Below are 15,309 nucleotides of genomic sequence, written 5' to 3'. Positions count from 1 at the left end.
ACATGTGTCTGGCTTTTTGGTTAGTAGCGCTTACCATCTATGAGTCTCAGCGGGATATCTTTCAAGACTTCCTCTTCTGCCATCCTCATATTGATGGCGACGATATCAGCGTCGCATTTCTCTGTCGTTACGTAGTGTGTCAAACACCCACACAGATTGCAGCGATGAAACTCGACTTCTTTATCACCCCAGATATAAAAGACAGAAGGCTCTTTAACGTAACGAACTGATACTTGCTCTGGCGAGTAGTAAGCCCAATAAGCTGCATAGCGACGGCAGATAGAGCAATTACATGATGCTATCTCTTTCGGTGCATCAGCTTGAACAACGATGTTCCCGCAATGGCATGTGATTTCCATATTCTAAGATTCCATTCCAAAATTTTGTATTGGTTACTTTAGCAAAAATTCTTCATCCATGGCTGGCATCTAAATCTTAAAGTAATGCTCACGGTGATACTGAAGAAACGCCTGTTCAATCTTGTGCTTTTTGCTCAACGTTAACTGTCCGTCTAGACCAATCAAACTGAAATCATCCGCGATTGAGAACACTCCGTTATCAAACATCACGTGATGGTTTGGACATAAGCACAGGATATTTTCGACCACATCAGGGCCGCGATGCGGTTCGCCCAGCGGTTGAATGTGTGCAGCTTCTGCGTAGTACCCTGCTCCAGTATCAATGGCCAAACCGCATACTTGGCATTGGTATTGATGCCAGTCTTTTACCAGCTTTGCCTTTTTGTAGTCTCGGACGATCTTGTTAACCGTAACGGCTTGGCGGGACGTCACCTCATATCTTACTTTGCTTGTATCTTGCACCTCTGCCGCAGGTTCCGAATCAATTTGGACAAGTTTATAGCGCCATACTTTGAAACCAGACAGTCCTCGCTCGCACCAATAGTCTTCAACGCGGTATAAACCCGCATATTGGTAACCTTTGGTTGGAGAATAATGGCTTTGGTGTTTATGACTTCGAGTAACGCGGACGGGTAAACCCTCCAACTTGTTCCTAGCCAGAGCGAGGTTGGTGCGTTCTAATTTTTGATCGGCAATTTGTTTGTTGGTGTTTTCGTCACGACCACCAGCACCTGTATAGATGATGACGTCGCCAAAATCTTCGTCGTCTTCATAACCACCGGAAAGTACGATTGAGTCAGCGCCTTCTTTCGCGCCGCCACTAATACCAGCCTGCGTTGGAGGATGGATGCCAGATTTGGCTAACGCGGCTCGATTTTCGAACATGTCACCGACTTCGGTATCGGGTATGTGTCCAAAAACTCTCATAGTAAACCCTTATATATGTACTACTCAGTTAGAAAATCAGTTGGCAATACTGACTACTCTCTAACTAAAACATACGCTCACGGTATCACACTCAACCAGACTTATATGCCCTAACTCCTCTCATTTTTCACAAGAAGTTTTTATGGTGACAATCGTTTATTTTCAGATAGATAGTGACCAGCATTGGGTAAACAAAGTCGCTCAAATTGCAATTCAATCCGAACAAAGATCACAACTCGCTAACTATTTCTGCTGAGTGCCTTTCTGTCATCCATATTTAACGTGCTAGTCATATTTATAAATAAGAATTATTGCTCTAACACAACTTATGGATAAACAAGATGAAATTTTCGCAGTGGAGTCTTTTGCTAAGCGGTTTAGTGGCATTACCGAGCTTGGCAGATACGGACGTATACCTCACCAATAACTCAGACCAACCGTTAACCATTCAAGTGAAACACGAAGGCAGTGATTTACTGAAATACGTAGAAGAATGGCAGCAGCATGTGCAAGTGCTTGGCCCTTGGGAAACCAAATCCGTACTGAGCTTTAATCGCTGGGAAGGCGTGAAATCTGGTCAGAACTACCGCTTTGAAACCGTGGTGTCTAACCCACAAGGTGAGAGCATCACGCTTAACCAAGTGATGGAAGGCCATTGGTATAACTCTACGATTGAATATGGCTTGTCTGCGACAGATGTGGGCTTAGCACTCAAAGACGATCGCAATATTCACCGCTCTAGTACCGATGCATTTGGCGACCGCACTTCAGAACTGGCGTTCAAATCTGCCAGCACGGCTCGTTATGATGATTTGTATTACACCATCACGCCAAACAAGGTGGATGAAGTCGTCGATACCGATGAGCAAAACCTGAAGCTGATGACTTATAACATCTGGGCACTGCCTGCGATTGCTTCTCACATTGGCGATCGTTACGAGCTGATTCCTGATTACGTCAGAGGTTACGATGTGCTGGCACTGCAAGAGGTGTTTGCCAGCGGCCGTGATGCTTTCTTGCGTGAGCTTGCAAAAGAATACCCTTACCAGACTAAGATGCTGGATAAAGATGGCTTCAATATTTACGACGGCGGCGTGATCATTGTGAGCCGCTACCCTATCGTCAATCAGGCTCAATACGTTTTCCCAGATTGCTCGGGCACGGATTGTTTTGCCGATAAGGGTGTGAATTATGCGGAGATCATCAAAGGTGGTCAGGCTTACCATGTGTTCGCGACTCATACTGCGTCTTTTGATACGGATACGGCGCGCGAATATCGTCAGCGCCAGTTCAAACAAATGCGCACAATGGCCCAATCTCTAAATATCCCTACCAACGAGACTGTGGTTTACAGCGGTGACTTTAACGTAAACAAGTTGAAGTTCCCTGGTGACTACCAGCAGATGATTGCGAATTTAAGTGCGATAGAACCGCAGTACTCAGGTTATACCGCTTCGACCTTCGATCCTCGCATCAACAACTTTGCCGGAGAGGCTTTATCTGGTGGCGAGAATGTGGAGTACCTCGACTACGTGATGGTGAGCAATGAATATGGCGTGAAGTCGTTTAACGATAACCGTGTCGACGTTCCGCGCTCTACCGCAGAGAGTTTGTGGAAGCATTACAATCTGTCGGATCACTTCCCTGTTAGCGCTGTGATCAAACCATGAAGCGTATTGCGTTAGTTACTGTGTCCGCCGTTGTGGCGGGCACGATTTGGTTCTCAATGGCGGGTGATAAGCGTGAAAGCTTGTTGCCGTTTTATTCTGTGATTGAAGGGCGTGCTGAGCAAGATACTAGTGGCTATTCTTCTTCACCAGCCAATCAAACTGCCAGCAAAAAAGTCGTACCGAAAGCCAAAGATACCCCTTCTCCAATTAAAGTCATTGCTGGACGTTTGAATGACGCCAAAGGTCGTGCATTAAAAGCCGAAATAGAGACGTTCTGGCATACGTGTATGTCTGACCATAACTGCGAATCTAAGCTGGCCGAGCTGGAAAGTTATATGTCGGGTGAGCGCTTTGCTTTACTGGCGAACTACCATCAGCTCAATAGTTTGTGGCAGCAAAGTGTGGGTGATTTGTTGTTTGATGAGCAGCAACCGCTCGCCTCTCGTGTTGCCCTGCTCAAAGCGGAAGCGAGAAAGATATGGGGTGAGCTGGCCGAAGTCATTTTTGCTGATGAGTTTGCCCTTTACGATTTTAGTTTGCAGGCAGAACAGTTGGATTCGACTCCCGCTCAAGACTACGTGCAAGCCTTTGAGGATTTAGTTCAAGAGTGGCAAGGCAATGAAGAAACGTTGGGATTAGCCAGCGAGCAAGCAAAGTATGAGCGTGCGGTGGCGTTAATTCCGGATAACGTAAGCCAAACAGAGCGTGAGGCTTTGATTGAAGAGCTTCAACAAACTTACCTTTCTGAACAAGAGAGTGAAGATATACACGCTCGCGAACAACAAGTCGCCGAGCAAAAGCAGCAAGTGCGCGATTATCAGAGTGAGTTGCAGCAGCTTGAATCCAAACTGGCCACACAAAGAGCGACCAGCCATGCTGGTTTGTCGGACTCGGAGTGGCAACAGTATTACCAACAAGAGGTGGCGGATTTTCGTCGCGAGTTCTTTGCGAGTTAACGGCTCGTTTGTCTGAGCAACTGTAAGTGAGAGATTCCCTACTCGCTCATTCTTCGCTCTAGGGAATGACGATGTTTGGGGTCGTGATCGTAGGCAACAAATACGGCTTCCACTAACTCAAAGCTTAAACGGGGTCATTCCAGCAAGCCTAGGCGCGACTAGGAATCTGGTTTCAACGAACTGTGAATTTGAGATAACACCAAGATTCAACAGCACTTGGTAAGTAGATTCTGAATTACACTCGTCCCTCGTTTTGCAGAATGACGGTATTTAGAGCATGAGTGTGAAATGGGCTTCCCTCTTATTCACCTTCGCTCTGGGAAATGGCGATGTTTGAGTTCATGGTCATCGATAGCAGATAAGTCCTCCGCTAACTCAAAACTTAAACTGGGTCATTCCAGCAAGCCTAGGCGCGACTAGGAATCTGGTTTCAACGAGCTGTGAATTTGAGATAACACCAAGATTCAACAGCACTTGGTAAGTAGATTCTGAATTACACTCGTCCCTCGTTTTTCAGAATGACGGTATTTAGAGCATGAGTATGAAATGAGCTTCCCTACTCGCTCATTCTTCGCTCTAGGGAATGACGATGTTTGAGTTCATGGTCATCGACAGCAAATAAGTCCTCCACTAACTCAAAGCTTAAACCGTGTCATTCCAGCAAGCTAAAGCGTGACTAGTAATCTAGTTCCCGCGAATGCTTGATACAAGAAGGTCGCTTACTTAAAGCGACCTTCTATAATTCGTTCCGTGAAGAACTCAAGAGTTACAACACTCGCAAGCACTCTTCCGGAGGCAAGCTCAAGAGCGTGTTAGCGAAGTTGATCTTCTCATCTCGCCATTTCAATGCCGCTTCTCGGCTGTCTTGTGAATGTCGGTCGGCTTCAAAGTAGCTTTTTCTTGGTAGTCCGTTTGCAGGTGTCATCACCATAGATTGTTCATTCAAACGAATCGTAAATAGAAACTGGCCACGTTGCCCGGTTTGCGCTGCTGGGTGGTGCAATGTGGTATCGCAACAATAACGTTTATCACGTAGTGCGCGGCATGTATATTCAAAAGCATCTTGAGCACCACGACCTGGGAACGCGGTATAAATACTGATGCCATCTCGTTGCAAAGACTGATCACCCGCCGCCAGTTGCACCGCGTATTGGATCATTCTAAAGCCCAGAACTACGCCACCAATGCTGTTCAATCCACTGTATTGAATTGCGCCTTCTAAGCTCAGACGAAGTTTGTCTTCCCCTTCATAAAGAAAAAGATCAGGCGATGCCCAATCACTCTTTGGAATAAGCAGTTGAGTAATATCCGAGTGTTCCATGTTGGTCTCCGCAACAATGAGTGTATTTAAGACCACAAACATAGCGTAATGAGAATTATTATCAATGAATTTAAATCAGAAACGTTACTGTCAGAAAGATTTAAGGTTCAGCTTGAAAAGACTTAAAGCAGCAGACGCCCGTTTGGTCTTGGGTCACTTTGCACTCGCTCACTAAAATGCTTTTGAGCTCTATTCGGGCTCGGCGTAAACGCGCCTTCACAGCTGGCAGGCTGAGCTGGTGTTTTTCTGCGTAAGCTTTTTGTGCCATGCCGTTGAGGTCACACTGCTCTATTACATCACGCTCTTGCTCGGTAAGTTTCACTAATACCTTTGGAAGACAACGTTGAAGTTGAACCATCGCGGGAGAAATTTCTGTTGGCGTGACAAACTCTTCGATTTCTACCGATTGGATTTTCCGTCTTAGTTGGTCGACGAAGTGGTTTCTGGTCATCTTAAACAACCATGATTTGCCGTCTTGCAATGTACAGAAACGCTCGCTGTTCTCCATGGCTTTGAGAAACACTTCTTGCATGATGTCTTCCGCTTCATGCGGATTTTGGGTTTGCTTTAGTAGCCAACCATAAAGGCTCGGTTCTGCATGGTTCCACGCATTCATCAAACATTTCATTCTTGAATCTCGATTGGTCGTCGCGCGTGCTCATTCAAACAATCCGCACGCGCGACGCACTTTCCTTGCCTTTACGCTACAACATCTTCTTTGAGCAAATCGCGAACCAGATCAACAGATGGCACCGAACCTGTGTGTTTCAACTCGCCATTAATCGCGACACCCGGTGTGCTCATAATACCCGCTTTCATGATGGCTTCTAAACTGGTGACTTTTTCAATGCTGACTTGTTGCCCTAGCTCTTGCGCAACCTCGGCAATACGTTCTGCGGTGACGATGCAGTTCTTACAACCTGAACCATAAACTTGAATGCTTTTCATATCTGACTCCTGTGAGCATTTGCTCTGTTGTGATTAATAGAAGAAGTTAAACAACCAACCCGTGATGGAAATCGCCACCAGCAAGTAACCCGCGATGGCGCAAAGTAATCGGTATTGCATTACTTGTTTGAGCATCATGAACTCTGGCAAGCTCACGGCGACCGCTCCCATGCAAAACGCAAGCGTGGTTCCCAGTGGCATGCCTTTGTCTATCAACGACGCCATGATTGGCACGATGCCCGTTGCGTTGGTGTAAATCGGAATGGCACTGAGTGTGGCAAGTGGTACGGTCCACCATTGTCCGTGTGCGAGGTTTTGCTCGAACCAATCAGCCGGAACAAAACCATGAATAAACGCACCGATACCCACCCCAACAAATACCCAAATCCAAATGCGTTTGAAGATGGTACTGGTTTCGTTCACGGCAAATTCATGGCGTTGTTGCAACGTCATTGGCGGAGACTCAATCGCCGTTTGAGGCAGCGCATCTAGCTCATTGGCTTTGTGATAAGCCTCGGCGAGGAAAGGTTGTAACCAACGGTGGGCCTTAAAAGCATCCAAGACAAAGCCTGCAAAAATGCCCAGTAGCATACCGATGACGACGTACAGGATGGTGAATTTCAGACCAAGGACACTGCCAAGCATGATGACCACCACCTCGTTGATCAGAGGCGAGGTAATAAGAAATGCGATGGTCACACCAATAGGAATGCGCGCGGAGACAAACCCCATGAACAGAGGAATAGAACTGCACGAGCAAAATGGGGTAATCGCACCAAATAGAGAACCAAGAAAGTAACCCACACCACGGTGCTTACCTTGTAGATATTGGCGAACTTTGTCCACACTCAGGCTGGCTCTCAGTGCGGAGATAACGTAAATCAACACAACCAGTAAGACTAGGATCTTACTTGTGTCTTCAATAAAGAAATGAACACCTTTTGCCATTGAAGTGCTGGCTTCCAATTTGAAAATGGAATACGTCAGCCAGTCGGCAAAATGGGTAAAAATGTCCAACATAGTGGCACCCTCTAAACGATTTACCTCTAACACGTTTGAGGTCGCAAAAGGATGCACACTTTTTTGAATTATTTTTTAGTCGTGATTTGCAGGCTCGATTTCAGAACAGATTCAAACCAAACACACCTTTCACAGTAACCTACCGCTCCCCACATGATTGGTAGAGATTCCTTTTAGCTTTACCTAAACAGTCAGTCATACATAAGCTTCTCAGCTTTCTTAAGATCAAACTCGTTGAGTGATTTACGCGCCAAGTGCCTAAATGGCAGTGCTTTCACTATTTCTTCAAATGGCATAACGGCGAATGCCCAAAAGAAAGAGAGATCCCAATGCAGAATAATCAACGCACACAATGGGATGGACACAATCCACTGGCCAGTGAAGTTGATCTTGAAGACTTCTGTGGTCTTGCCCAACGCACGTAACACGTGACCGTGTACCGTGTTATAGCCACGGACAATCGGCAGAAAGATGTATAACGGCGCGATAGAAGCAAGGGCAACGTAGGTACTTGGATCTAAATCTGGGTATAAATCCGGTAGAACAAAACTCAAGGCTAAGAAGAACGCCGCCGAGACAAATGAGATCATCACAGCCATGTCGATGCTGATATCAACATTTTTACGTAGTTCATCCATTTGTCGTGAACCAATCGCTTGGCTGATCGTGATCGCCGACGAATGCGCCCAAGCAGTGATGAACTGTGTCCCTGCTTTGATCCAAGGCATCACGATGGTCATCGCTACGTAGGCGTTCAATGTCAGCTGTGAGTACAACAACATGTAGATAGTCGCGCCGGTTTGCAACATGGTTACGTTTGCTGCAACGGGGAATATCTCTTTAAAGTGGTTCAGCGTGTTGGCCTTCAGTGACGCATCTAGGTTCTTAATCGACAAGACGATGGAATCATCCCATCGAATACAAAGCGTTAAGTACAGCAATCGAATGGTGATAGCGATTAAGCTACCTGCAGCCGCACCTTGCACACCAATACCCTCAAAACCAGCAAAGCCATGAATCAACACGTACGACATTGCCATGTTGACGGGTAGCTCAATCAAATACCCTTTGAACGGTACTTTGGTTCGGCCAAGTGCATTAAACAAGGCGATCATAACTTGAGTAATCGCGTTGAAGATGATGATGAACTTGGCGACAGCGAGGTAACGTTCGGTCTCTGCATAAAGAGCAACGTTGTCGGTTAACTTACTGATCAACGCTTTGTCGAAGGCGGTAATCAGAGTCCAAAACACAACCGCGACCAAAACGTTGATAATTAAGCCCGCCCAGAAACCTTTGTTCAGCGCCAGGTGTTGCCCAGATCCAACTCCACGACTGAGTACCAACTGTGAGCCGTTTGCCAGCGCCATTTGGATACCTAAAACAAAGGAGACGATGGTGGTAGCAATACCCATGGCAGCAAGGGAAACTTCACCGAGCGGTGAGACAAGGAAGGTGTCGATCATTAACATCGACTGCATTAGTAATGCGTTCAAGGCCAATGGCCAAGCAAGGGACAGATTTTTTCTTATATAGGGTTGGGAAGACATGGTAGACCTTTCGGAGTTGTCACAAGCGCAACTAGCAAGCAAGCCGTTGCCGCTAAACGTTGGCCTTGCCCTATCCTTTCACCGTTAGAGCAAAGCCAAATACACGTTGATTCATCAACCGTTGACGACCTGAGCCAGTTTTTGGTTTTCGTCGTTAAGCAATGTATGCGACGCGATGCGAGCTTGGTCTCCATTCCCTGCCATAATGGCATCGTAAATCGCGCGATGCTCTTCAATACAAAAACGACCGCCTTCAGCTGAATGATCGATAAACTGCTTGAAGATGGTCGACAAGATATTGCTAAACGGAATGTAGAATTGATTGCCTGTTGCAAGGAATATTGTCTGGTGGAACAGGTGGTCGTTGACCGTCCAATCGTCATAATCGAAACGATTGGCCGCCATGGTCATACGCTGAAAAATGACCGACAATTCTTTGCGTTGCTCTGCTGTTGCGTTATTCGCCGCTAAGGCACAAGCCTCTGGTTCAATCGCTTTACGCAGCCCCAAAAACTGAGCCAGAAACGGCTCGGTATCTTCTAAATCTTGAATCCATTCCAAGAGTTGAGGATCGAGAAAATGCCAGTGGTTGCGCGCGCGAATGGTCGTCCCCACCTTCGGCTTTGACTCGATTAGCCCTTTTGCTGAGAGCAGTTTGGTTGACTCGCGTAATGCTGTGCGACTCACGCCAAATGCATCACAGAGATCCATCTCATTGGGTAGTTTTTCATTTTGGTTTAGCTCACCTGACAGTATTTTGCGGGCGATTTGTCTGGCAACTTGCACATGGATCTTGCGGTGTGAATCCTCCACAAGAGAAAACTTTGCCATTTGACGCTCCTTATAATTATGCTTCCAGTGCCGTAGCACTTGATAAATGATCAAAAAAAGCCAGACGAAGCTGGCTTTTTGAGGTCAGTGTATTCGTCTGAAACGAAATAGGTCAGCGCTTATGGCGCCATTTGTCCGCCGTTTACATCCAGCACTTGACCAGTGATGTAACCAGAGCATGCATGTGAAGCAAAGAAAGCAAACGTTGGTGCTACTTCTTCGATTCGACCGAAGCGACCCATAGGGATACCGCTTGCGATTGCTGCTTTCAACTCGTCAGATTTACCATCGTGGAATGCTGTATCGATAGTGCCTGGTGAAACGATGTTGAAACGGATATTGTCTTTAGTGAACTCTTTCACCCAGTTACGGTGAATGTCGTGTAACCACGCTTTTGATGCTGCGTAGATACCAGCACCAACACCGCCGCCTTCACGAGCTGCAATAGAACCAGTGCTGATCACACATGCTGTCTCACCAGACTCCACTGCAGAGGCACGTAGGTGCGGGATTGAATATTTGGTTGTCATCAACGCAGAACGAGCGTTCAGATCCATCACGCGGTTGTAGAACTCATCATCGATGTTTTCTAGATTCTCACGACCGCCAAGACCACCAGCGTTGTTGATTAGCACGTCCATACCACCGAAATGATCGGTAAATTCCTTAACCAGTTTTTCGCAATCTGCGGTCACCATAAGGTTCGCTTGGAAAAACTTAACATCGCCACCAAGTGCAGTTAGCTCAGTCACTGCTGCATCTGCGTCAGGACCGGTTTGATGACTGTTAATGCCGATTTTAGCGCCGTATTTTGCGAACACGCGTGCCGCCGCTAGGCCCATACCTGACGTAGAACCAGTGATAAGTACGCGCTTACCTTTCAAATCGTTAAACATGACGGTTTACCTATGTTAGTTATTCGTGCTTTCGAAATAAATCATACAATAAGATCTTTCGGTCGCAAGCGTATTTGCGCCCAATTGAGCGAGATCCAGCAAAATTCGTCAGTTTTGCGTTGCATTTGTGGTTTGGGTCACAACAAGTAGGATTTTACAGCTATTATTTGTATGAATAATTTAACAACTTGATAGCGATAAAAACGATATTGAAGAAGCGGTCAAGTCAACGCAATCACTGATTGTGTCTAGTGAAAACGCGCGTTCTGTGAACCCTCTTATATTACGTTCACATCTGCTTGGTGGGTGGGGGCAAGAGTGCTATAGTACGGCTTAAATAATACATATTTAGCAATTAAGTGAAGATTATGTCTGGCGAATTTCATTCTATCTCAGGCTCTAAGCGAAGCCTTCATGTGCAAGTAGCGCGTGAAATCGCACGTGGTATTTTGTCTGGTAAGCTCCCTCAGGGCTCTATCCTACCTGGCGAAATGGTTCTTTGTGAGCAATTTGGCATAAGCCGTACTGCACTACGTGAAGCAGTGAAATTGCTAACGTCAAAAGGCCTACTTGAGTCGCGTCCTAAAGTTGGTACTCGCGTCATCAACCGCGCTTACTGGAACTTCTTAGATCCTCAACTGATTGAATGGATGGACGGTCTTGCAGATACTGACCAGTTCTGTGGTCAATTCCTTGGTTTACGCCGTGCGATCGAGCCAGAAGCATGTGCACTTGCTGCTATTCACGCGACTGCAGAACAACGTATTGAATTATCTGAAACTTTCCAACAGATGGTCGACGTTGCAGAAGCGGAAGAGTTTGATCACGAAAAATGGATGGAAGTGGATACACGCTTCCACAGCCTGATTTTCAATGCAACAGGTAACGACTTCTACCTACCATTCGGCAATATCCTAACGACGATGTTCGTTAACTTTATTGCGCACTCTTCGGAAGAAGGCAGTACTTGTATCAAAGAGCACCGTCAGATTTACGATGCAATCATGGCAGGCAACTCTGAAAAAGCACGCCAAGCATCAGCGAATCACTTATTAGACTCTAAGCACCGCTTAGCGCCAGTAAAATAAGTTCAGCGACAAACCATAGAAAGCACGCGTCCTTCGCGTGCTTTTTTGTCTCTGCCTCCCTCATGCTTCAGCCAGAATCCTCTCTATCCTCACAAAAAACTTCTTATTCAGTGATACTTTGATTTAATTTAGATATATAATAATACAAATTAATTTTATTAAAGTGCTGTGCTATGACTGAATCTTTGCTGCCAAACATCCTGCAATTTATTGGGCAAATCGACCCATTCGACAAGATCCCAAAACCTGCCTTGCGTGAACTCGCATCGCACGTGCAGATTACCTACCTTGGCAAAGGTGAAGTCATTGACCAATGCGCAACAGGCCAAGAAAAGTCACTCTACATCATACGTACAGGCTCTATGGAGCAAAGAAAGTCCGATGGTGTGCTACGTGCGAAACTGGGGCCAGAAGACATCTTCGGTTTTACCTTTCTCGGCAGACAAATCGACAGCACGAAAGGCTACCGTGCCATCGCGATTGAGAACTCACTGGTTTACGTGATTCCCAACTCGGCGCTTAAAAAACTGTTCAAAACCCACCCTGAATGTGCAGAGCACTTTGCTTCTCAGGCACAAGTTCGTTTGAAATCTGCGCTGGATGTGGTGTGGTCAAACAAAGAGAAAGGCTTGTTCATTCGCCGCGTTGGCGAGGTCGCCAGCGGTCGCGTTGCTGTGGTGACTGCCGACCAGTCGATTCAAACCGTTGCAAACGAGATGCTAACAAAATGCTCGCCTTGCGCCGTGGTTTACGAGAACGACAAAATCGTAGGCTTGATTACCGACCGCGATATGACCAAGCGCGTTATCGCACAAGGGGTAAGTACTGACCGCCCTATTTCTGAAGTGATGACGCACGATCCGCAAACCATCAAACCGGATGATCTCGTCCTGCATGCCGCATCGATGATGATGCAGCACAATATTCGCAACCTGCCATTAGTAGAAAACAACAAGGTCGTCGGCGTGCTTACTACGACACACCTTGTGCAAAACCACCGTGTGCAAGCCATCTTCTTGATCGAGAAAATCAAATACGCAGGCAGCGTGAAATCCCTGTCGAGCTTTACCCCAGAGCGCCAAGCGATCTTTGAAGCGCTAGTTGATGGGCACGTTTCACCGGAAGTCATCGGTAAAGTGATGACGATGATCATGGATGCCTACACGCGTCGCTTGATTCAAATCGCGATTGATAAACTTGGTCCACCGCCATGTAAGTTCTCATGGATCGTGGCAGGCTCTCACGCTCGTAACGAAGTCCACATGTTGTCGGATCAAGACAGCGCGATCGTCCTTGCTGACCACGCGACAGAGAACGACCGAATTTACTTCAAGCATCTTGCTATGATCGTCAGTAACGGCCTTGCAAGCTGTGATTACCCTTTGTGTCCAGGCAAATTTATGGCCGCAACGCCAAAGTGGTGCCAACCTCTGAGCGTCTGGAAGAAGTACTACAAAAAATGGGTTGCCAACCCAGAATACGAGCGCTTGCTAAACATCAGCGTGTTCTTGGAAATTCGTACCCTTTACGGCAATAAAGATTATGAGAGCATCTTGCGAGATGAACTGCATACCAACATTCGCAGCAATCGCGAGTTCCTCTCCATGCTTGTGAACGATGCGGTGAACACCAACCCACCCTTGGGCATCTTCAACAGTTTGGTTTTGGAGAAGTCGGGTGAGAACAAGAAGACGCTCGATGTGAAGAAGTACGCCATCAATCTGATCATCGATTTGGCGCGTATTTATGGTTTGGCGGTTGAGTGTGATTTAACGGCAACCGACGAGCGTTTCAAGGCCGCGAATGAAGCGGGCGTATTGAGTGAAGATGCTTACAAGAACATCCTTAACGCCTACCAGTTCATCTTGTCGTTCCGTTTTGGTCATCAGTTAGAAGCACTGAAACGCGGTGAAGAGCCAAATAACCACATCGATCCAAATACGTTCGGTAGCTTTGAACGCCAGCACCTGAAAGACGCCTTCCGTATTATTGCTGATTTGCAGGAAGCGGCGAAAGTGCGCTTTGGGAGCCGTTAATGAAGCGAATCCTAGAACACTTTCATCCTTGCTCGCGTCTGAATCGAAAGCGCGAGCAATACGTGAAACAGACAACCATGCCAGAGCACATCAAAGCGCTGGTTCAAACACCACGTCTGGAAGCGGCGCAATTCGCACAAGACGCCAATTACATTGTGCTGGATTTGGAAACGACCGGCTTAGACAGCGAAGAAGATCTGATTTTGTCGATCGGTTGGGTAGACATTGCGAATGGCAAAGTGGATCTGGCCACCAGCCAGCACATGTACATCAATAGCGATTCGCAAATCAAGCCAGAAACCGCGGTGATCAACCATATTACGCCGCAAATGCTGTCCGAAGGCGTTTCTATCCATGATGCCATGCGTGCGTTTTTCCACGCCGCCAAAGGCAAGATCTTGGTTGCTCACGCGTGTGTGGTCGAAACCCAGTTCATCAATCAATATCTACATCGTGTGTTTAAACTCAGCGAACCGCCTTTGGTTTGGCTCGACACTATGTGCATTGAAAAGCATCTACAGAAAGCGATTAATCCTCGTGACGAAATTGATGTCACTCTCTCTGGCACCCGCGCTCGCTATGGCTTGCCTGAGTACAATGGACACAATGCGTTAGCGGATGCAGTCGCGACGGCAGAGCTGTTGTTAGCACAAAAAACTCGCATTACTCCTCAAGGAAAAACCACCATCGGTACCCTTTATCGATTGAGTCTCTAACTCTCTAACCATTCCAATATGAAAAAATCTGATGTCTCTAGCGCCATCTTCCTTTTGGTGGCGGCGAACTTGGTTGCGTCTCTTTCCGACGTTTCCCTCAAAATGCTTAATGGCGAAGTGCCCACTTTTCAATACGTCTTTATTCGTCAATTAATCAGTCTGGTGTTGCTCTTACCTCTTTGGCTTCGTTTGGATAAACGAGAACGTCAAATGGGATGCGATTGGATCACCTTCTGGCGCGCGCAATTGATTCTGATAGGCAGTGCCAGCGCTATGGTAGCAATCACGCATCTGCCATTGGCGACAGCGAATGCGATTTTCTATGTCGGCCCATTATTGGTACTGCCACTCTCGGTTATCTTCCTTAAAGAAAAACCCTCCAAAGGCAAGATTTTCGGTACTTTGATTGGTTTTGGTGGCGTCTTAATTGTGCTTCGTCCCGAACATTTCCATTGGGCTGCAATCATTGCGCTCGGCAGTGCGCTTGCTATCGGTGTGGGCAACATCCTTATTCGTCGTATGCCACAAGAGCAGCCTTTGGTGTGCACCTTATTTTGGACAACGTTAATGACATTACCAGTAGCTTTATTGTTTGCCTACCCTCAATGGCAAGCCATTACTTGGCAACACCTGATGTGGATTGTGGCGATTAACTTGTTTGTACTTGCTTACCACGCCTTGGTGGTCAAAGCGTTTAAGCGTGCACCTGCGAGCCAGATTGCACTGGCTGAATATTCTGGACTGGCATTTGTGACATTGTTCGGCGTGATGTGGTTTGATGAAATACCTGACTTGTTTACCGCGCTCGGGATCATCCTGATTGTGCTGCCGATGATGCCCCTCAATTGGCAGCGTTTGTTGGGTAACAAACGACAACCCCAAACCGTTCAAGAAACGCAGTAAATAAGAAAAGTTACCAACCGAAGTGGACTAAACATCGATCATGCGGACGTTTTTAGGTTCATGTTGATATGCTCTTGTACTGAAATCT

15 protein-coding genes are annotated in these 15,309 nt (G+C 46.7%); 6 read left to right on the top strand and 9 right to left on the bottom strand.

What is annotated here, in order from left to right:
* Positions 1 to 20: 20 nt before the first annotated feature.
* Both J4N37_RS05475 and J4N37_RS05470 read right to left on the bottom strand, forming a co-directional pair.
* A complete protein-coding gene (locus J4N37_RS05475; protein ID WP_252041849.1) occupies positions 21 to 359 on the bottom strand; it encodes a GFA family protein in 339 nt (112 codons plus the stop codon).
* Positions 360 to 428: 69 nt separating this feature from the next.
* Positions 429 to 1,286 (bottom strand): YDG/SRA domain-containing protein, encoded by an 858-nt coding sequence (locus J4N37_RS05470; protein ID WP_252041848.1) that lies wholly within the window; start codon positions 1,284 to 1,286, stop codon positions 429 to 431.
* A 341-nt stretch (positions 1,287 to 1,627) separates the two neighbouring features.
* On the opposite strand from J4N37_RS05470, the gene J4N37_RS05465 reads away from it, so the two are divergent.
* Positions 1,628 to 2,956: a sphingomyelin phosphodiesterase gene (locus J4N37_RS05465; RefSeq protein WP_252041847.1), complete on the top strand. Its 1,329-nt coding sequence runs from the start codon at positions 1,628 to 1,630 to the stop codon at positions 2,954 to 2,956.
* Entirely contained in the window at positions 2,953 to 3,912 is a 960-nt protein-coding gene (locus J4N37_RS05460) for a chromosome partitioning protein ParA (protein WP_252041845.1), read from the top strand. Before J4N37_RS05465 ends, J4N37_RS05460 begins: the two co-directional genes overlap by 4 nt.
* A 766-nt stretch (positions 3,913 to 4,678) precedes the next feature.
* On the opposite strand, the gene J4N37_RS05455 is transcribed toward J4N37_RS05460, so the two are convergent.
* From J4N37_RS05455 to J4N37_RS05425, 7 genes are all read right to left on the bottom strand, one after another.
* A complete protein-coding gene (locus J4N37_RS05455; RefSeq protein ID WP_009705715.1) occupies positions 4,679 to 5,233 on the bottom strand; it encodes a hypothetical protein in 555 nt (184 codons plus the stop codon).
* Positions 5,234 to 5,333: 100 nt separating this feature from the next.
* On the bottom strand, positions 5,334 to 5,849 hold the full coding sequence (locus tag J4N37_RS05450) for a sigma-70 family RNA polymerase sigma factor (protein ID WP_039987300.1): 516 nt from the start codon (positions 5,847 to 5,849) through the stop codon (positions 5,334 to 5,336).
* A gap of 83 nt (positions 5,850 to 5,932) precedes the next feature.
* On the bottom strand, positions 5,933 to 6,181 hold the full coding sequence (locus tag J4N37_RS05445; RefSeq protein ID WP_005437129.1) for a thioredoxin family protein: 249 nt from the start codon (positions 6,179 to 6,181) through the stop codon (positions 5,933 to 5,935).
* Positions 6,182 to 6,214: 33 nt separating this feature from the next.
* Positions 6,215 to 7,201, bottom strand: coding sequence for a permease (locus J4N37_RS05440; protein ID WP_252041844.1), 987 nt, complete (start codon positions 7,199 to 7,201; stop codon positions 6,215 to 6,217).
* Positions 7,202 to 7,392: 191 nt separating this feature from the next.
* Positions 7,393 to 8,682: an MATE family efflux transporter gene (locus J4N37_RS05435; RefSeq protein WP_252041842.1), complete on the bottom strand. Its 1,290-nt coding sequence runs from the start codon at positions 8,680 to 8,682 to the stop codon at positions 7,393 to 7,395.
* Positions 8,683 to 8,865: 183 nt separating this feature from the next.
* Positions 8,866 to 9,582 (bottom strand): FadR/GntR family transcriptional regulator, encoded by a 717-nt coding sequence (locus J4N37_RS05430; RefSeq protein ID WP_005437108.1) that lies wholly within the window; start codon positions 9,580 to 9,582, stop codon positions 8,866 to 8,868.
* Positions 9,583 to 9,701: 119 nt separating this feature from the next.
* Positions 9,702 to 10,478, bottom strand: a complete 777-nt coding sequence (locus tag J4N37_RS05425; RefSeq protein WP_252041841.1) for an SDR family NAD(P)-dependent oxidoreductase — start codon at positions 10,476 to 10,478, stop codon at positions 9,702 to 9,704.
* A 368-nt stretch (positions 10,479 to 10,846) separates the two neighbouring features.
* On the opposite strand from J4N37_RS05425, the gene J4N37_RS05420 reads away from it, so the two are divergent.
* From J4N37_RS05420 to J4N37_RS05405, 4 genes are all read left to right on the top strand, one after another.
* Complete coding sequence (locus tag J4N37_RS05420) at positions 10,847 to 11,566, top strand: FadR/GntR family transcriptional regulator (RefSeq protein ID WP_009705698.1); 720 nt, start codon at positions 10,847 to 10,849, stop codon at positions 11,564 to 11,566.
* A gap of 173 nt (positions 11,567 to 11,739) precedes the next feature.
* Positions 11,740 to 13,602: a putative nucleotidyltransferase substrate binding domain-containing protein gene (locus J4N37_RS05415; protein WP_252041840.1), complete on the top strand. Its 1,863-nt coding sequence runs from the start codon at positions 11,740 to 11,742 to the stop codon at positions 13,600 to 13,602.
* A complete protein-coding gene (locus tag J4N37_RS05410) occupies positions 13,602 to 14,318 on the top strand; it encodes a 3'-5' exonuclease (protein ID WP_009705696.1) in 717 nt (238 codons plus the stop codon). Before J4N37_RS05415 ends, J4N37_RS05410 begins: the two co-directional genes overlap by 1 nt.
* A gap of 18 nt (positions 14,319 to 14,336) precedes the next feature.
* The gene (locus tag J4N37_RS05405) at positions 14,337 to 15,221 is read left to right on the top strand and encodes a DMT family transporter (protein WP_252041839.1); all 885 of its coding nucleotides are present in this window, start codon (positions 14,337 to 14,339) and stop codon (positions 15,219 to 15,221) included.
* Positions 15,222 to 15,309 lie beyond the last annotated feature (88 nt).

The organism is Vibrio sp. SCSIO 43153, assembly GCF_023716625.1.
In the GTDB taxonomy this organism is placed as follows: domain Bacteria; phylum Pseudomonadota; class Gammaproteobacteria; order Enterobacterales; family Vibrionaceae; genus Vibrio; species Vibrio rotiferianus.
The sequence above is the reverse complement of the archived record's forward strand: the minus strand, read 5'-3'. Positions and strand labels throughout refer to the sequence as shown.